The following is a 17885-nucleotide window of genomic DNA, read 5'->3' on the forward strand; positions in this document are numbered from 1 at the left end:
ACCCGCATTTGAGAAATGCTTACTTAAGAGAGGGCACAGTTTTGTATGTCAACCACCCTATTTAACCTGCAACGCGAGCATATAGCGCACCTGCAGCATGCTTATTCGGATATTTTGACCGACCACGGGTTTGATAGTCTGGCGATTTACAGTGGTCATACCAGCGTACACTTTGCTGATGACCACGCGCCCCCTTTTCAAACTTACGGGCATTTTATGCACTGGGTGGGTTTAGCTGATGTGCAGCATAGCTGGTTGATTATTCAGCCAGAAAAGCGCCCGCAGCTGTACTTGTATGCGCCCGCCGATTTTTGGCACTTGCCTACTCACCTTCCCGAAGAGCCCTGGGTAGACGCGTTTGATATCCACTTATGCAGCGAGAAAACCACCCCACCGCTTTCGGGGAATGCCGCCGTCATTGGCGATATTGAGCGTCTTGCCAGCAACATCCAGCAGGCGCTAAAAGCAGAGCATCACCCTGAGCAAATAGTCCATGCCCTTGATGAATTACGGCTGTTTAAAACACCCTATGAGATCGCCTGTATCCGTGAAGCCAATCGCTTAGCGATAGCGGGCCATCAGGCGTCCCAGGCCGCCTTTATTGGCGCATCCGGTGAGTTGGATATTCAGTTGGCGTACTTAGCAGCGAGTCGCCAGCGCGAGTCCAATGTGCCTTACCAAAATATTATTGGTTTAAATGAGCATGCTGGCGTGCTGCATTATCAACACTACGACCTGAACGCACCTAAACAGCGCTATAGCCTGCTAGTCGATGCGGGTCGCCGCTTTCGCGGTTACTGCGCTGATATTACCCGCACCTACTCTGGCCCTGATGCACCCGTCGCGTTTAGCGAACTGGTCACCGCCATGCATGGGCTGAAAGATGAGTTAGTCAAAGGCGTAGCCCCAGGCGTTAACTTTTTAGCACTCCACGAACAGATGCATCACCACCTGGGTGAAATATTGGTGGCTAATGATCTGTTTAAAGGCACCGCAGAACAAGCGGTTGTCGAGGGTGTAACCCGGGCATTTTGCCCTCATGGACTGGGCCACTCGCTGGGCCTTCAAGTGCATGATGTGGCCGGGTTACGCCACCCGAATGGCACACCCGCCCCCGCGCCAGAGCAGCACCCAGCGCTACGGCTGACGCGCACGCTGCGCCCTGGTATGGTCGTTACCATTGAGCCTGGGCTCTATTTTATCGCCATGCTGCTCGAACCGCTGCGCAGCACCTCACTGCCCATTAACTGGCGGTTGGTCGACCAACTCGCCCCCTGTGGCGGTATTCGTATCGAAGATAACGTCGCAGTGACAGAAAGCGGCTTTGATAACTTAACGCCGTAAACCCGCTATAACGTCTTGCTAACCGCCTCTCTACAACGCACTACGCCCGGCTCAAGGCCGGGCGTAGTGCTATTTCAGACGTCTTAACAAAGCTAAAGGGTAGCAATGCTTAGAAGCGATAAGTAACTCCACCGCCAATGGTGACGGGTTCGATGTCAACTTCACCACCGACGTTGATATCTGCGTTCACGTCAGCGTAGCTTGCGTAACCATTGAGCATAACGTTATCAGTAACGGCCAGATCCACGCCTACTTGGCCGATAGCGCCATAGCTTTCATCGACGCTCAGACCACTGGGCTCGCTGGAAAAGTGCGTGTAGTTAAGGCCAGCACCCACGTAAGGCTGTACACGTGAATCTAAACCGCCTAACGGGTAGTAGTTGACCAGCAGATTGATCGGTAAGCGATCAATGCTACCCGCGTCGACACCGCTGACGCTCAAGTCGTGCTCAAATTCTTCGGAGCTATTGAGCTCAATGCCCACTTTGTCAGTAAACAGATAGCCCACGCCGTAGGTTAATCCACGAGCTTCATCAACGCTTAGTGAGTCACCTGCTACGTTACCGTTACCTGAACCCGTATCCGTTTGGGCAACGCCGCCACGGACGAATGCGTCACCAGCGTTGTAAGCGAGAGCCGCTGAACTGGCCAGTGCGAAACTAGCAGTGATTACAGCGGCAGAAATCAGTTTCATATTACTCATCAGGGTCGTCCTCTATGCAACGCGCAGTTCCTTGCGCTTGGGGATTGCGGTACTTGCTATCCAACTTTCCTGTACAGAGTATAGTATACGAACACTGTTTCCAAATTTCTTGTAAAATATTGTTATAAGAAACTGCACCCTGATAGTTTTTCCTATGCTTAAAGCTCTGGCATAAAACTCAGGCATAAAATCCGGGCATAAAAAAAGTCCCCCGAAGGGGACCAGGTGGAGCACGCCAGCTCACTCGGTTTGTTGCTACCAGCCGGTAGCAACGTGGATGAAGAAGGAAAAGAAGCCAGATGGTTAATTGCGCCTCTCTATTCACTCATCCTTTGCCATATATATAGCGATCTGTGTGCCACTTTTTTAAATATCATTAAAAATCAAATATTTAATTAAAAAACACCTCTCTAGAATCAACCTCCGACGCACTGCAGCAAACAAAATGCACCAGCATTGCGCACTTTGCGGTCTTTTTGCATCACAAAGCACCATATACGTTTGTTTACGCTTTGGAATCCTCAGATTAGTGGTGGGGTGTCACGATGATTTTCACTTGGGCTTTGTCGTTTAGCAGCGCCTCAAAGCCCTCCTCCACGATATCCGCCAATGGAATACGCTGAGTGACCATGTCCTCGGCGCGGAAGTAGCCTCGTTGCATCAGCGCCATTACCGCGGGGTAAACATGTCGATAGGCAATAATGCCCTTCATGGTGCGCTCTTTGATGACTAAATCGTTAGGCTGAAAGCTGGCCTCTCCTTCCCAAATACTCACCACCACCACTTCGCCCCCTTCGTGAGTGCTGTGCAGCGCCTGATTCAGCACGGTAGGAATGCCGGTCACTTCAAACGCCACGTCCACTCCACCACCGCTCAAGGCTTGTAATTTCGCCACAACATCCTCTTGCTGCGGATCAACCACAGTGGCACCTAGCGCTTTAGCTTTGGCTTTCCGTGAAGGCGCGACCTCAACAGCATATATTTGAGCAGCGCCTGCGGCTTTTAGCGCTTCAATGGTCATCAAGCCAATCGGCCCAGCACCAAACACGGCCGCACTATCCCCTGCTTTCAGGCAGCTTTGACGCACCGCATGTAGCGCTACCGCCGCGGGCTCGACCAGTGCGCCCTGCTCGAAGCTGAGATCATCCGGCAGCTTGTGCACCATATGCTCACCCATCACGGTGAACTCGGAAAAGCCACCGCCACCGCCGGATAGACCATGAAAGCCAAGCAAGGGCGTCAGGTTATAGCGCTCCATCTGGTAAGCGCCATCTTTGTTGGGCGAGAGAATCGGCTCAATCGCCACGCGGTCGCCCACTTTCACTCGCGTCACCTTATCGCCGACCTCGACCACTTCACCAGCGAACTCATGGCCCATAATGATCGGCGCCTGCTCGCCACTGATCGGGTGCGGCTTACCTACCGGAATAAAAATGGGCCCGGCGGCATACTCGTGCAGATCACTGCCGCAAATACCACAGGCAGCCACTTTCACCTTCACTTCATGGGGGTCGCTGATAGTGGGAACCGGCACTTGCTCAACGCGTAAATCTTTTGCTGCATACCATACCGCTGCCTGCATGCTTGACTGACTCATGGGTTACCCTTCCTGTTTTAAGACGTATGGTGAACCGGCTGCAGACCGTAGACAGGCGTTTCCAGCCCTTCCATCCGTGCCTTTAACTGCAGCGCCAAGTAGTGTGAGTAGTGCCGCGACTGGTGCAGGTTGCCGCCATGGAACCACAGCGCCTCTTGCTGGGTGGGTTTCCACATATTGCGCAGCTCGCCCTCCCAGGGGCCAGGGTCTTTGGTGGTGTCAGAGCCCAGGCCCCAGCACTTGCCGACTTTATCCGCCACTTCCTGAGAGATAAGCCGCGCCGCCCAGCCATTCATGGAGCCATAGCCAGTCGCATAAACGATCAAATCTGCCGCTAGCTCGCTGCCATCGGTGAGGGTGATGGAGTGGGAATTGATGCGCTCAATGCCTACGCCGCTGCGCAGTTTGATATCGCCGTTGGCGACCAGATCACAGGCGCCCACATCGATGTAATAACCCGAGCCACGACGCAGGTACTTCAAGAACAGACCCGAGTCGTCGTCACCAAAATCGAGCATAAAACCCGCGTCTTCCAGCTTCTGATAGAACTCGGCGTCGCGCTGTTTGATTGCCTCAAACGCCGGGCGCTGAAAGTCCGGCAGCACCTTGTAGGGAATCGAGGCAAAAATCAGATCAGCCTTGTCGTGGGTTAAGCCACTTGCCACCGCCTCTTCGGAGTAGAGTGGCCCCAGCACTTCCTCCATCAGCGAATCCGACTTAACGATATGGGTGGATGAGCGTTGCAGCATGGTGACATCGGCGTCGTGCTCCCAAAGTGCCGCGGCAATATCGTGAGCAGAGTTATTCGAGCCTACAATCACGCACTTCTTGCCCGCGTAAGCATCCGGCCCTGGGTGCTGGCTGGAATGCTGTTGCTCGCCTGCGAAGCTCTCTGCACCAGGAAATGACGGCACATTGGGCATACCCGACATCCCGGTGGCCATTACCAGCTGTTTCGGGCGTAGCGTGATCGCTTCGCCGTTGCGCTTGACGTTAACCACCCACTCGCCTGCGGCGTCGTCATAGCGCGCATTCTGACACTCAGTGGAGCTCCAATAATTGAGCTCCATCACCTTTGTGTACATTTCCAGCCAATCGCCCACCTTGTCTTTAGGCGCAAACACCGGCCAGTTTTCTGGGAAAGGAATATAGGGAAGGTGGTCGTACCACACCGGGTCGTGCAAGCAGAGGGATTTGTAACGCTTGCGCCAGGAGTCCCCGGCGCGCTCGTTGCGCTCGATAATAATGGTTGGCACACCCATCTGCTTCAGCCGCGCCCCAAGGCCAATCCCACCTTGGCCTCCGCCGATGATCACGCAGTAAGGCTGTTGGGTATAGCCAAGCTCTGCTTCTTCGCGCTCCCGTAACTCTAACCAGGTTTCACGCTGTTTGTTGGCCCCATGCTCGGCACCTTTTGGGCGGTTGTGATTACGCGGCTCGGGGAAGTCGTGCAATGCCTGCATGGTGGTTAACAGCGTCCAGCATTTGCCGTCTTTAAGGCGCAGGTAGCCTTTGCCGCAGGCGACCGCTGTCTCAAAGGTAAACCACGCCTCACTGGTATCGCCGTTCTGGGTAGCTTCGCCTTCTAGCTGCCAGTTCGTAGGACGCACGTTCTCCAGGGTGGCATTGAGCATGGCCTGAATAGCATCTTTTCCCTCACAGGTTTTTAAATTCCAGGTAAAGGTTACAAAGTCGCGCCAGTAGCACTCCTCATTAAATAGCGACAAGACACGCTGAATATCTTGGGTTTGCAGCGCGTTATCAAAATCACTCAGCCACCCTTGAACAGTGGCCGTGGCGGTTTTCTGGGTTTGTGCCGATATCTCGGACATAGCGAGAACTCCATGGTTTGTTATTGTAGAATTGCTTGTGAGACACCCAACCCTAAGCACCCGTCGTGCCAAAACGCATACAACTTAAATAACTAACTGAAAAATAATATTATTTAATAAAGCGAAGCGGCGATAATACGTAGTAAGAGGACGTACACCTGTCACACTGTTTACAGCCAGGTGTTACAGGTGTAACGCACGACTAACGGCGTAATAGCGCTGCGTTGACACCCACGCCAGAGCGCATAGGCTGGAAGGACAATAACAATCCCTACGGTGAACCACGCCATGCCTACTCAATCGCCTCTGCCTGCACGGCTGCAATCCGTCCAGCGCCAGCATATTGAGCATATTTTCCAGCTCGGCGAAGGCCTGGAAGTTCCGCAGCTACCGGCCCAGCCGACCATTCGGCGCTCCTGGCTGCGTTGCCTCAACGAGTATCAGCTCGATCCCACCCAGCCACGCCCAGCGCGGGTGGTGCCCCAGCAAATCCTGATTGAGCACCGGGAATCTGTGGATGAACTACTGCACGTGGCAAGAGCCGGGGTTGACCAGCTCTATCAGCAAATCGCCCAGCTAGGCTATGTGCTGCTACTCACCGACCACCGCGGGATAACCGTCGAGTTTCGTGGCGATCCCAATCAAGACCAGCAACTGCGCAAAGCAGGCCTTTATCTCGGCGCTGACTGGGACGAACGCTTTGCAGGCACCTGTGCAGTAGGCACCTGCCTGCATGACCGACAAGCAATCATTTGCCACCGCCAGGAGCACTTCGACGCCTCGCATATTTCGCTTACTTGCACCGCGGCACCCATCGCCGACCCACAAGGCAACGTCATGGCCGTGCTGGACATCTCCGCACTGCAATCACCTACCCAGCATGAGAGCCAAAACTTTAGCCTCTCGCTGGTAACGCTCTACGCGCGCATGATTGAGGACGCCTATTTTCTCCAGCGCTACCGTGACTGCCTGATGGTGCGGCTGGATACCTCGCGTGAGTTTGTGCATGTAAACGGGCGCGGACTCATCGCCATTGAAGAGAACGGGCAAATGATTGCCGCCAACGCAGTGGGTCGTGATCTGATAAGTGAACACCAGCGCCGTTGGCCACCCTGGTCAGACCATCACACCCCAATGCTGGGGGAGCTATTCGAGTGCGAGATCGCCGATGTGCTCAGCATTAACAGTGCCACCGACGATCAATTGCGTGCTTTTCGTGCCAGGGTCGACAACACGATTTACTTTATTAGCCTGCTGGAGCCCCGCCGCCCGCGCCCTGCTCAGCAAGCACAACCGCTCGCCTCCAGCCTGCCGGAACCACTGGTACGCCTCGGTGCCGACGACCCCGCCATGCGCAAAGTGCAGAAACTGGCTGAACGACTGCGCAATGAAGCCAGCGTTAATGTGCTGATTAGCGGAGAAACCGGCACCGGCAAAGAGGTGGTTGCCCGTGCCTTGCATGACAGCGGCAACCGATCTAAGGGCCCCTTTATCGCGGTAAACTGTGCCGCCATTCCCGAAGCGCTGATCGAAAGCGAGCTGTTTGGCTATGAAGCCGGCGCCTTTACCGGTGGCCGCGCCAAAGGCATGCGCGGGCTGATTCCCCAAGCCCATGGCGGCACGCTGTTTTTAGATGAAATCGGCGATATGCCGCTAGCCCTGCAAACCCGCCTGCTGCGCGTACTGGCCGAGCGAGAAGTGATGCCATTGGGTGCCAATAAGCCTGAAAAGGTTGATATCCGGGTGATTACCGCCACTCATCGCAATATCGATGCGATGATCCAGCAGGGCGAGTTCCGCGAAGATCTCTATTACCGCCTAAACGGGGCCCAACTTCGCCTGCCCGCGCTACGCGACCGCGCCGATAAGCTCTACGTTATCCGCCGCGTATTTGACGACATCATTAAAGAGCGCGCCTCCAGCCAATCTCCCCGACTGCGGGCCGACGCCATCAGCGCCCTGCTCGCCTATGCTTGGCCCGGTAATATCCGCCAGCTAAAGAATGCGCTGGCCTTTGCACTGGCCACCTCGGAAAGCGATGAAATCACCGTTCATGACCTACCCGAGCAGTGCCTTAGCCAACGCATTACCCAGCAGAGCCCCCACAAGCCTGCGGACGCTCATGGCAACACCGATCACACATTGCTGGAAATGCTTAAGTCACAGCACTGGAACATAAGTGCCGTGGCACGCGCGCTGGGGGTTTCTCGACCCACGATCTACCGGCAAATGCAGCGTCAGGGCATAATGCCGCCGAATTGGCAGGGGTAACAGAGAGTGCTAGAGAGGAGTTGAGCCATTTAATCTGGACGAAAGATATCTAACGCCAAACCATCGATATGCCGGTAATGTCGATCATTGGCGGTTAGCAAGGGCACGCCCAGCTCCATAGCCTTCGCGGCAATGAGCGCATCCGCCATTTGCATGTTATGGCTAAGCGCATAACTTTCGACCAGGAAGGTGGCACGCGACGAGGTGCCTTCGTCCAAATGGACTATTTTTGCTTGCCAATAATGCAGCGCTTGACGCAGTTGATTGAGTTCCTGCTTGTTGCGCATGCCCTGCACCAACTCCATATAACTCACTGCGGATAGCGAAAAGCCCGGTAGATCATCCAGGCGTTCCGCCGCCGCAGTATTACCGCGCAAATTCCAGATCAGTACGTCGGTGTCTACTAGCATTATTCACCCACCTCGAACGTACGCGGCGCTCGTAGTCGCCGCATCTGTGACTCAACATCATTGCCGTCCGAGGAGTCCTGATCAGCCCATAACCCGAAGGCAGGGTTACGGGCTGGACGTGTTTCCAGACCGCTCTCATCGAGACCCACCAGCCGAGCACAAGGCTTGCCGCGATAAGTGATGTCGACGGTTTCTCCACGCTGTGTCGCCGCTAAGAGCGCCTTGGTTTGTAAACGCAGTTGCTTTACGTTGGCATGCATGGCGTAACCTCTCGTTATACGCTGTCATTATCCCTATTATGGCAACTATGACAGTTGCCGACTCACTAAGTTACTCAAGCAAGTGTAACTTTACCAATAACGCTAGACCACCCATTGGCCTTGAAGGCGACCCTCACGTACACTTGTTTGAATCCGTTTATCCTTTTATAAACCCGCTTCCGACAAGCCGAGGCCCTCCCATGGCGTTTGATTCCACTTCTTCCTATATCGCAACCGATGCGCTTAAGCAGGCGGTGAATGCTGCCGTGGTGCTCGAGCGGCCGCTGTTGATCAAAGGCGAGCCGGGCACCGGCAAAACCCTGCTGGCTGAAGAACTGGCCGAGTCTCTCGATACCCAGTTGATTACCTGGCATATCAAATCCAGCACCAAGGCGGCCCAGGGTCTGTACGAGTACGATGCCGTCAGCCGCCTGCGCGATTCACAGCTGGGTGTCGAAGGGGTCGAGAACGTCGCCAACTACATCAAGCCCGGCAAGCTGTGGGAAGCCTTTACCGCCAACAAGCGCGTGGTGTTATTGATCGACGAGATCGACAAGGCCGATATCGAATTTCCCAACGACCTGCTTCAAGAGCTGGATCGTATGGAGTTTCACGTTTACGAAACCGGCGAAACCATCCGCGCCGAACAGCGCCCGATTATCATCATCACCTCAAACAACGAAAAAGAGCTGCCGGATGCGTTCCTACGCCGCTGCTTTTTCCACTACATCGAGTTCCCCGACCGCGAGACCATGCAGGCGATTGTTGATGTGCATTTCCCGGATATCGCGCCCAAGCTGGTCAGCGAAGCCCTAGAGGTGTTTTTCGAGCTACGTAAAGCACCAGGCCTGAAGAAAAAACCGTCTACGTCTGAACTAGTCGACTGGCTCAAGCTACTGATGGCTGACAATATTGCTCAAGAGGCGCTCTACAACCGCGACCCGGCCAAAGCGCTCCCGCCCCTGGCCGGCGCCTTGGTCAAAAACGAGCAGGACACTCAACTGCTGGAACGTCTGGCGTTTATGATCCGTCGCCAGAAAGGCACAGGCCGCTAAGCCATGTTTATTGGCCTGTTTGAGACGTTAAAGCGCGCGGGCGTCCCGGTATCGCTACGCGAGCTGCTGGATCTCCACGCCGTGGTGGAGCGCGGCGTGGTGTTCGCCGATATGGAAGCCTTCTATCAGGTGGCCCGCACGGTGATGGTCAAAGACGAACGCCACTTCGACCGTTTTGATCGCGCCTTTGCCGCCTGGTTTAAAGGCCTTGAGGATATGGACGCTGCCATTGAGGCGCTAATCCCTGACGACTGGCTACGCCGGGAGTTTGAGAAGCAGCTAACGGATGAAGAGAAAGCCAAAATCGAATCACTGGGCGGCCTCGAAGAGCTTATCGAGACGTTCAAAAAACGCCTGGAGGAGCAAAAAGAGCGCCACGCGGGCGGCAATAAGTGGATCGGCACCGGCGGCACCAGCCCCTTTGGCGCCTACGGCTACAACCCGGAGGGCATTCGCATTGGCCAGGATGGCTCGCGCCACCGCCGCGCCACCAAGGTCTGGGACGAGCGTCGCTTCCGCGATTACGATGATTCTCTGGAATTGGGCACCCGAAACATCAAAATGGCGCTGCGTCGCCTGCGCAAGTTTGCCCGCCAAGGGGCGTTAGATGAGTTTGACGTGGATAGCACCATCCGCGAAACCGCCAAGGACGCCGGGCTACTCAACGTGCAGATGCGCCCAGAGCGCCATAACGCCGTAAAGGTGCTGCTGTTTTTGGATGTGGGCGGCTCGATGGATGACCATATTCGCGTCTGCGAAGAGCTGTTCTCTGCCGCCCGCTCAGAGTTCAAGCATCTGGAGCACTACTACTTCCATAACTGCCTTTACGAGGGGGTTTGGCGAAACAATATGCGTCGGGGTAACGAGCGGATTCCGACCATGGATGTTTTGCACACCTACGGCGCGGATTACCAGGTAGTAATTGTCGGTGACGCGGCCATGTCGCCTTATGAGGTCACCCACCCCGGCGGCAGCGTAGAGCACTTTAACGACGAAGCGGGCGGCGTGTGGCTTAAGCGTTTATGCGAAAAGTTTCCTCGCCTGGCGTGGCTTAACCCTATGCCGCCCCGTGCCTGGGAGTACACTTACTCGACCCAACTGATCCGCGAGATCATCGATGACCGCATGTACCCCATGACCATGGAGGGCTTGGAAACCGCCATGCGCGAGCTAGCAAAGAAGTAGTCTAATTATCCGGCTATTATCTAGCCATGCGCGTCAGCACGTCGTGGTGAGTCAGCTTGCGATGCAAAATGGCCATCACGATGTGCCCTACTATCAGCGCTAGCAGTGTCCAGCCCAGCTCACCATGGAGCAAACCGCCGAGATCCGTCATCCAGGTGATCTCCTCGCCCTCAAAACCTGACATCAGATTAATTCCAAACACCTCAAGCGAACGGCCCGAACCGTACTGACGAATAAGCGCAATCGTCGGAATTGCGATCATCAAGCCATAGAGTGCAAGATGGCCCAGTTTTGCCATAACGCTCACCGATGGCGGGCGACGCGACGCATTGGCTAACGCCCATATCGTTCTCAGTACGACTAAGGTCAGTAGCAATACACCCACTGGGTAATGGGTTCCCCAGAAGAACTCTTCAAAGGGTGTGTCCGGAAAAAGCCAGTGCGCCGTGGCACTCGTAAACTGCCAAGCAAACAGTAGCGCCATCCCCCAGTGCAACAAGCGGCTAATCGCACCGTAACGTTGACTGTTATCCATTATCGGTAATGCCATGCAGCTTCTCCCTTCTTTTAATAAGCTAGTCGTGATGCTTATTTTATCGGGGCAACACGTAAATAACATGGCAACAACGTGCAACTTGGTTGCACAAACTGGAACGCAGCGTTTCCTAAGGGCTATTAAAGCGACTGCGGGAAATCGTTTAAACCCTTCAAAAAGGCCTGCTTGGCAGCCTCAAACGCCTTAGGGTCATGTTTAAAGCGACGCAGGATAAGCGCTTCATCCAATACCAGGGTAGGCGCTAAATCGCGAATACTCTTGGCAGGGTGGCGAGCGCCCAAGCCAATACGCTTTCCATCCACCCCGCCAAACCAGCGCTTAATGCCACTTTTTTGATAGAACGCTTCTTGTTCGGCGTTATCCACTTCGACACGTAGCGGCGCTTTCAGAGTAAGTTCGCTGATTAACCGCTGCTGAGCATCTGCCTGGTCAAGCGCGCAGGCGTGGGTCACCGTCATGCCCTCGCCTTCCTCGTCCAGCACTAGCAGTGCCAGCGCTTGAGGTTTACCCTGCCCATCAACGGCAGCAAACAGCCGCGCTGCTTCTTGGGGGAAAAAAACACTGCAGGTGCCGGTAAACACGACCAGCGGCGTCAGACCGGCGTCTTGCCCGTAGACCTCAGCGCATAATCGCGCCAAACAGGCGTTGCGCTGGGCCTCTGCGTTAACGTGTACGACCTTCATTTGAATCATCCTCAGCGACTAAAAAACCGCAAGCCTAGAGCAAACATCACCGTTTTGACAGCGCGACATGTTTCACCGCGAGATCCATTCATTTTTACTGATACTGAACACTACTGTTAACGATCTGTCGAAGAGAACTGTAAGCGTGAACATCACTTAGAAGGAGCTAGTATGCCCACCTTTATGAATGACCCTACTCTGCCCACACCAAGCTTCCCTGGTAGCCACATGGTAGTCGATGATCACTATGTGTTTATTTCAGGACTAACCGTTGGCGATCTATCTAACGGCCACGCAGCCCGGGGCGACGTTAAAGAGGAGACTCGCCTTGTGATGCGCGCACTCTCGCGCATGCTTGAAATGGAAGGCGGCAGCTTAGCGGATATAGTGCGGGTAGATATCCACCTCACGGATCTACACGCTATCCAAGACATGGACACTGTTTACGCGGAGTACTTTGAACCTGGCCGCTACCCTGCCCGCACCTGCACCGAATCCCCTAACCTCTACGGCGGAAGCAGTATTGAAATCACGGTGATGGCGAAGCGCCAGCTTCAATCAGAGCAATAACCGCGTCAATATCGATGTGGGCTTCCAGCATATCGGCTAAACGGTCAAGCTCACGCTCTCGGTGGGCTTGGTAATCACTTTGCTCCCCATTCACGAGGCCCAGCTGTTTTAACAGCGCTTGGCAGGCTTCGGGGTGGTCAAACAACCCATGCAGGTAGGTGCCGATAATTTGGCCATCTTTGCTAACGGCGCCTTCTGGACGTCCGTCTATTTCAAATAGCGGCGAACTAAGCGCAGCTCCATCGCTTACGCCGTTATGGATCTCATAGCCGGTAACGGTAGCACCCTCCGCCACCGTTAAACCACTCACATTGCGCAGTTGCTTACCCGCCACCATGCGCGTGGTCAGGGGAAGCAGTCCTAACCCCGCTACCTTTTCAGGTTTTCCCTCCAAGCCCTCCGGGTCATCTACCCACTCGCCCAGCATTTGGAAGCCACCGCAAATACCCAGCACCTTGCCGCCATAGCGCAGATGACGCTGAATGGCGATATCCCAGCCCTGGCGTTTCAGCCATTCAAGGTCGCTTGCGGTACTTTTACTGCCGGGCAACATAATCACATCGGCGGCAGGAATCGGCTGGTCGGCCCCGATAAACGACAACGAGACCTGGGGATGTAACCGCAGGGGGTCAAAATCGGTGTGGTTACTAATACGCGGTAGCGCGGGCACGATCACCTTGAGCGTCTGGCTGGCTTTGTCGGCGTGAGTTAAACCAATGCTGTCTTCTGCATCGAGTACCAGCCCCTTCAGATAAGGCAGCGTGCCGAATACCGGTTTTCCAGTACGTTCTTCCAACCACTCAAGACCTGGCTCCAACAGCGCTATATCACCCCGAAAGCGATTGATAATAAAGCCCTTAGTGCGCGCCTGTTCGCTCTCGCTCAACAGCGCCAGCGTACCCACCAATTGGGCGAAGACCCCACCGCGATCAATATCACCGACGAGTAATACTGGGCAGTCAGCCGCTTCGGCAAAGCCCATATTGGCGATATCGCCTTTACGCAAATTGATTTCAGCCGGGCTGCCCGCGCCTTCGGCAATAATCACATCAAAGCGGCTTTCTAACGCATGCCACGCGGCCATTACGCTCTCTTGAGCGGTACGTTTAAAGGCATGGTAATCCAGCGCGTCCATATGGCCGTATACCTTGCCGCGCAGAATCACCTGGGCACCGCGGTCGGTTTCCGGCTTTAGCAGTACCGGATTCATATCGCTGTGGGGTGCCAAATTGCAGGCTTGGGCCTGTAACGCAGTGGAACGGCCAATCTCGCCGCCGTCCTCAGTCACGGCGCTATTCAGCGCCATGTTCTGGGGTTTAAACGGCGCCACTGATATCCCACGCCTTGCCAGCGCGCGGCAAAGGGCTGCCACCACGGTGCTTTTACCCGCATCCGAGGTGGTGCCTTGAATCATCAGTGTGGCCATAAAGTGGTCTCGCCCAGGTGAACAAGAGCAAGACTTTAGCGGGCGGCGCTAAGTGGCGCAATGTGTTCAGTCTCCGCTCAAGCACCCTAATTCCTTTAATAATCAAAAATACTTTTTATCGCCATCAATTCGTCATATGCCGTCTTTAGGCTGATACCTGATAAATGAGATCGATCTCATTGTATTAATAACAGGTATTCCCATGGCAGATTTACTCAGTGTGGCCAAACTCGCCGGGGTTTCCCGGGCAACCGCAGCACGGGCTTTTTCAAGCCCCGATTTGGTACGCCCAGCGACGCGTGAAAAAGTTTTTAACGCTGCCCAGCAGCTGGCGTTTAGGCCTAATAAAGTCGCACAGCAGCTGCGCTCGCAAGCCACCCAGATGATTGGCGTGATGGTGCCCAGTCTCGATAACCCGGTGTTTGCCGAGCAGCTACAAGCTATGGAAGTAGCAGCCAGAGCGGCTGGTTACTCTCTCATCGTTACCACCAGTGACTACTCGCCCAGCCGCGAGGGTGACATTGTTGAGGAGATGCTGCGCCAGCGCGTGGACGGCTTGGTGCTTACCGTGGCTGAAGCGGATAACAGCGCCGTGCTGGAGAAGCTGCGTTTGGAAAAGACGCCTTGCTTACTGGTCTACAACCCGCCCGGCAATAGTGGTTTCCCCTCCATCGGCGTGGATAACCGCGCCGCCAGCGCTGATGCCACCCGCCATTTAATCAACCTGGGCCATAAGCGAATTGGCATGGTTGCTGGCCCGCTGCTGCAGTCAGACCGCGCCCAGCAGCGCTTTGACGGTTACTGCCACGCTATGGGCGAGGCAGGCCTGATCGCACGCCCGTTGGTTGAGATAACCCGCCATACCCAAGCTGACCTGAAAAGCCTAACACCTGCTCTGCAAGGGCCAGAGGCTCTCAGCGCGGTGATCTGTACCAATGATCTGCTCGCCATCAGCCTGATGGGCGAACTGCAACGCGCAGGTTTTAACGTGCCTGGCGACCTCTCTGTAATGGGTTTTGACGGCATTGCTTTAGGCAAACACCTCTACCCATCTCTATGCACCATTGAGCAGCCTCGCGCCGACATTGGGCGCGCAGCTGTTCACACCTTGCTAGCCATGATTCGGGGAGAAAAATGCATGCCCGCTCCCCTGCCCCACGCGTTGCGTAAGGGCGAAAGTGTCGGAATCCCGACATCCCGTAAGTCCACGTTAAGCACTTCCTAGAGGAACACGGTATGAGTCTTAAACGCATGAACCTTAAGCGTCTTTATCAAGCGTTACTGGCCACGGCGGTTATCAGTGCGTCAGGGGCTGCTACTGCCCAGTCAAGCGACAACGCAATCTGCTACAACTGCCCACCAGAGTGGGCGGACTGGGGCACTCAGCTGCGTTTGATCGAACAGGAGACCGGCATTCGGGTGCCGCAAGACAACAAAAACTCCGGCCAATCCTTAGCCCAATTGGTTGCCGAAGCCAGTAGCCCGGTGGCCGATGTCGTTTACTACGGGGTGACCTTCGGCATTCAAGCCATGGAAGAGGATGTGGTGACGCCCTACCAGCCTGCTCATTGGGACGAGATACCCGAAGGCCTAAAAGACCCCGAAGGTAACTGGTTTGCCATTCACTCTGGCACCCTTGGTTTTATGGTCAACGTCGACGCCTTGGATGGCGCCCCGGTGCCCACGTCCTGGGAAGACCTGCTCAAGCCTGAGTATCGCGGCATGGTGGGTTACCTTGACCCGGCCAGCGCCTTTGTTGGCTACGTCGGTGCTGTGGCGGTCAACCTAGCCATGGGTGGCGATCTTAATGACTTCACTCCGGCGATCGACTACTTCAATCAGCTCGCCGAAAACGACCCGATTGTGCCCAAGCAAACCAGCTACGCTCGAGTACTTTCTGGTGAGATCCCGATTCTTCTCGATTACGACTTCAACGCTTACCGCGCACGCCATAGCGATGGTGCCAACGTAGAGTTTGTGATTCCCGCAGAGGGCAGCGTGGTAGTGCCTTATGTTATGAGCCTGGTGAAAGACGGCCCTAACCCCGAAAACGGTCAGCAAGTGCTTGATTTCGTGCTCTCTGATCAAGGCCAAGCGGTATGGGCTGATGCGTACCTACGCCCTGTGCGCGCCAGCGCCATTTCCCCTGAAGCGCGCGAAGTCTTTCTACCCGATAGCGAGTATGCCCGCGCCGAAGCACTCGACTACCCCGCTATGGCGGCTGCTCAACGTAGCTTCTCTGAGCGGTATCTGTCGGAGGTTCGTTAATCATGACAGCGGCATCCAAGCAGCCCTCCGGGGCTGCTTCTTACCTAAGTCGACCATCGACGATGGTAGGCCCAGCCCGGCGTAAACGCTTTATCGCGCTGTTCGCCTTACTGCCTGCCCTGGTGATTTTCTGCGCCTTTTGGCTACTGCCTTTTTCGCGTCTGATCATGATGGGCGCCGAGGCTGATCCAAGCAGCGGTATTAGCGCTTACCTGACTATTCTTACCCATCGTCAGTACTTAATCAGCCTGGCGACCACCGTTGGTCTTTCGCTGGTAGTGTCACTGGTAGCGGTTGCCATTGCGGGCGTTGCCGGATTTTTTCTCGCCCGTCAGCGTTTTTTTGGCAAGTCCATACTCGTGGCGATCCTCACCTTTCCGCTGGCTTTTCCAGGTGTGGTGGTGGGCTTTTTGGTTATCATGCTGGGAGGGCGTCAAGGTGCCTTGGCGCAGGCCAGCCTGTGGCTGTTTGGCGAGCGCTGGATGTTTGCCTATTCACTGGCCGGGCTCTTTCTTGGCTACCTCTACTTCTCGATTCCTCGCGTCATTACCACGGTGATGGCAGCCTGCGACAATCTGGACAGAAGTCTTGAAGAGGCAGCCCGTTCGTTAGGCGCTAACACCTGGCAGGTCACCAAAGACGTTATCGTACCCGGTATTGCGCCCGCGCTGCTCTCAACCGGTGCCATCTGCTTTGCCACCAGTATGGGCGCCTTTGGTACGGCGTTTACCCTGGGCACACGCTTAAGCATCCTGCCACTCAATATCTACGGCGAATTCACCAACTACGCTAACTTCGCCATGGCAGCCGCGCTATCAGTGGTATTGGGCGTGATCACCTGGATGGCATTAAGCCTTGCCCGCAGGCTGGCAGGCGGCAACCTGGGGGCTTCGGTATGAAATCGCGTCTACGTTTCACGCTCCAACTGAGCTTCACACTGCTGGTGTGCTTATTTATGATCGTGCCCGTCGCGATGTCGGTCATGGCAGGGCTGACCGAAAACTACTTTGTCGGCCTTGAGAGCGGTCTGACCCTGCGCTGGGTGAATGAGGTGTGGCAGCTCTACGCCGATACCATCTGGCTGTCGATTAAACTGGCGCTCGCCTGTTTACTGATCACTATCCTGATTGGCGTACCCGCCGCCTATGGCCTGCTGCGCAGCCGTCGCCGCTGGGCCAATGCGCTTGAAGAACTCCTGCTGCTACCGGTTGCCGTACCCGGGCTGGCCACCGCGCTTGCCCTACTGCTCGCCTATGGCAGCTATCGTGAATTTCGCGGCAGTTGGCTATTTATTCTTGTCGGCCATGTGCTGTTTACCTTGCCCTTTATGGTGCGCGCGGTGCTCTCCGTGATGCAGACCGCCAAGCTTCCCCAACTGGAAGAAGCCGCCGCCAGCTTAGGCGCCAGCTTTAGGCAACGCTTTTTCGGGGTGGTCATCCCCAACTGTATGAGCGGCATTTTGGCGGGAGCGCTAATGGTGGTCACCTTATCGATCGGTGAGTTCAACATTACCTGGATGCTGCATACCCCATTAACCAAAACGCTACCGGTCGGCTTAGCCGACAGCTACGCCTCGATGCGCCTGGAAATAGGCTCAGCCTACACGCTGATATTTCTGGTAATGGTGGTGCCCTTGCTAGTGGCGATTCAGTGGGCGGGCCGACTCACCGAGCAGCGCCGCTAAGCGGTTTCCCAGGTACAGCATTCAACACTTAAGTAGAGATC

General features: G+C 55.3%; 17 protein-coding genes. 9 read left to right on the forward strand and 8 right to left on the reverse strand.

Going from position 1 to position 17885, the window contains the following annotated elements:
• Positions 1-45 precede the first annotated feature (45 nt).
• Positions 46-1344: a Xaa-Pro dipeptidase gene (gene pepQ, locus SR894_RS11430; protein WP_133732337.1), complete on the forward strand. Its 1299-nt coding sequence runs from the start codon at positions 46-48 to the stop codon at positions 1342-1344.
• A 109-nt stretch (positions 1345-1453) separates the two neighbouring features.
• Here the strand turns inward: pepQ and SR894_RS11435 are convergent, their stop codons facing one another.
• From SR894_RS11435 to SR894_RS11445, 3 genes are all read right to left on the reverse strand, one after another.
• On the reverse strand, positions 1454-2047 hold the full coding sequence (locus SR894_RS11435; protein ID WP_223288149.1) for an OmpW/AlkL family protein: 594 nt from the start codon (positions 2045-2047) through the stop codon (positions 1454-1456).
• Positions 2048-2573: 526 nt separating this feature from the next.
• Positions 2574-3644 carry a 2,3-butanediol dehydrogenase gene (locus SR894_RS11440; RefSeq protein WP_275951299.1) on the reverse strand — a complete coding sequence of 357 codons (1071 nt, stop codon included), beginning with the start codon at positions 3642-3644 and terminating at the stop codon, positions 2574-2576.
• A 17-nt stretch (positions 3645-3661) separates the two neighbouring features.
• Positions 3662-5476: an NAD(P)/FAD-dependent oxidoreductase gene (locus SR894_RS11445; protein ID WP_133732335.1), complete on the reverse strand. Its 1815-nt coding sequence runs from the start codon at positions 5474-5476 to the stop codon at positions 3662-3664.
• Positions 5477-5764: 288 nt separating this feature from the next.
• Between SR894_RS11445 and SR894_RS11450 the strand changes: the two genes are divergently transcribed.
• The gene (locus SR894_RS11450; protein WP_133732334.1) at positions 5765-7747 is read left to right on the forward strand and encodes a sigma-54-dependent Fis family transcriptional regulator; all 1983 of its coding nucleotides are present in this window, start codon (positions 5765-5767) and stop codon (positions 7745-7747) included.
• 29 nt (positions 7748-7776) lie between these two features.
• On the opposite strand, the gene SR894_RS11455 is transcribed toward SR894_RS11450, so the two are convergent.
• Both SR894_RS11455 and SR894_RS11460 read right to left on the reverse strand, forming a co-directional pair.
• On the reverse strand, positions 7777-8157 hold the full coding sequence (locus SR894_RS11455; protein WP_133732333.1) for a type II toxin-antitoxin system VapC family toxin: 381 nt from the start codon (positions 8155-8157) through the stop codon (positions 7777-7779).
• Positions 8157-8417: a type II toxin-antitoxin system Phd/YefM family antitoxin gene (locus SR894_RS11460; RefSeq protein ID WP_133732332.1), complete on the reverse strand. Its 261-nt coding sequence runs from the start codon at positions 8415-8417 to the stop codon at positions 8157-8159. Before SR894_RS11460 ends, SR894_RS11455 begins: the two co-directional genes overlap by 1 nt.
• Positions 8418-8617: 200 nt before the next feature.
• On the opposite strand from SR894_RS11460, the gene SR894_RS11465 reads away from it, so the two are divergent.
• Both SR894_RS11465 and SR894_RS11470 read left to right on the forward strand, forming a co-directional pair.
• Positions 8618-9472: an AAA family ATPase gene (locus SR894_RS11465; RefSeq protein WP_133732331.1), complete on the forward strand. Its 855-nt coding sequence runs from the start codon at positions 8618-8620 to the stop codon at positions 9470-9472.
• A gap of 3 nt (positions 9473-9475) precedes the next feature.
• The gene (locus tag SR894_RS11470; RefSeq protein ID WP_133732330.1) at positions 9476-10657 is read left to right on the forward strand and encodes a vWA domain-containing protein; all 1182 of its coding nucleotides are present in this window, start codon (positions 9476-9478) and stop codon (positions 10655-10657) included.
• 16 nt (positions 10658-10673) lie between these two features.
• Here SR894_RS11470 and SR894_RS11475 read toward each other — a convergent pair whose 3' ends face one another.
• The gene (locus SR894_RS11475; RefSeq protein WP_133732329.1) at positions 10674-11207 is read right to left on the reverse strand and encodes a cytochrome b; all 534 of its coding nucleotides are present in this window, start codon (positions 11205-11207) and stop codon (positions 10674-10676) included.
• A gap of 125 nt (positions 11208-11332) precedes the next feature.
• A complete protein-coding gene (locus SR894_RS11480; protein ID WP_133732328.1) occupies positions 11333-11896 on the reverse strand; it encodes a hypothetical protein in 564 nt (187 codons plus the stop codon).
• A 171-nt stretch (positions 11897-12067) separates the two neighbouring features.
• Here SR894_RS11480 and SR894_RS11485 point away from each other — a divergent pair, with 171 nt between their 5' ends.
• Positions 12068-12466 carry a RidA family protein gene (locus SR894_RS11485; RefSeq protein WP_133732327.1) on the forward strand — a complete coding sequence of 133 codons (399 nt, stop codon included), beginning with the start codon at positions 12068-12070 and terminating at the stop codon, positions 12464-12466.
• On the opposite strand, the gene SR894_RS11490 is transcribed toward SR894_RS11485, so the two are convergent.
• Positions 12426-13892: a cobyric acid synthase gene (locus tag SR894_RS11490; protein ID WP_133732326.1), complete on the reverse strand. Its 1467-nt coding sequence runs from the start codon at positions 13890-13892 to the stop codon at positions 12426-12428. The two genes, SR894_RS11485 and SR894_RS11490, sit on opposite strands and share 41 nt — an antisense overlap.
• Before the next feature lie 202 nt (positions 13893-14094).
• Here SR894_RS11490 and SR894_RS11495 point away from each other — a divergent pair, with 202 nt between their 5' ends.
• Genes SR894_RS11495 through SR894_RS11510 form a run of 4 tightly spaced genes read left to right on the forward strand, consistent with a single transcriptional unit; the run spans position 14095 to position 17844 of the window.
• Positions 14095-15117, forward strand: a complete 1023-nt coding sequence (locus SR894_RS11495; RefSeq protein WP_133732325.1) for a LacI family DNA-binding transcriptional regulator — start codon at positions 14095-14097, stop codon at positions 15115-15117.
• Between the two features lie 11 nt (positions 15118-15128).
• The gene (locus tag SR894_RS11500) at positions 15129-16160 is read left to right on the forward strand and encodes an ABC transporter substrate-binding protein (protein ID WP_166650402.1); all 1032 of its coding nucleotides are present in this window, start codon (positions 15129-15131) and stop codon (positions 16158-16160) included.
• A 2-nt stretch (positions 16161-16162) separates the two neighbouring features.
• Entirely contained in the window at positions 16163-17059 is an 897-nt protein-coding gene (locus tag SR894_RS11505) for an ABC transporter permease (protein ID WP_133732324.1), read from the forward strand.
• Positions 17056-17844, forward strand: coding sequence for an ABC transporter permease (locus SR894_RS11510; protein ID WP_133732323.1), 789 nt, complete (start codon positions 17056-17058; stop codon positions 17842-17844). The genes SR894_RS11505 and SR894_RS11510 overlap by 4 nt, the downstream gene beginning before the upstream one ends.
• The last annotated feature ends 41 nt before the right edge of the window (positions 17845-17885 follow it).

The organism is Vreelandella neptunia (genome assembly GCF_034479615.1).
GTDB classification, from domain to species: domain Bacteria; phylum Pseudomonadota; class Gammaproteobacteria; order Pseudomonadales; family Halomonadaceae; genus Vreelandella; species Vreelandella neptunia.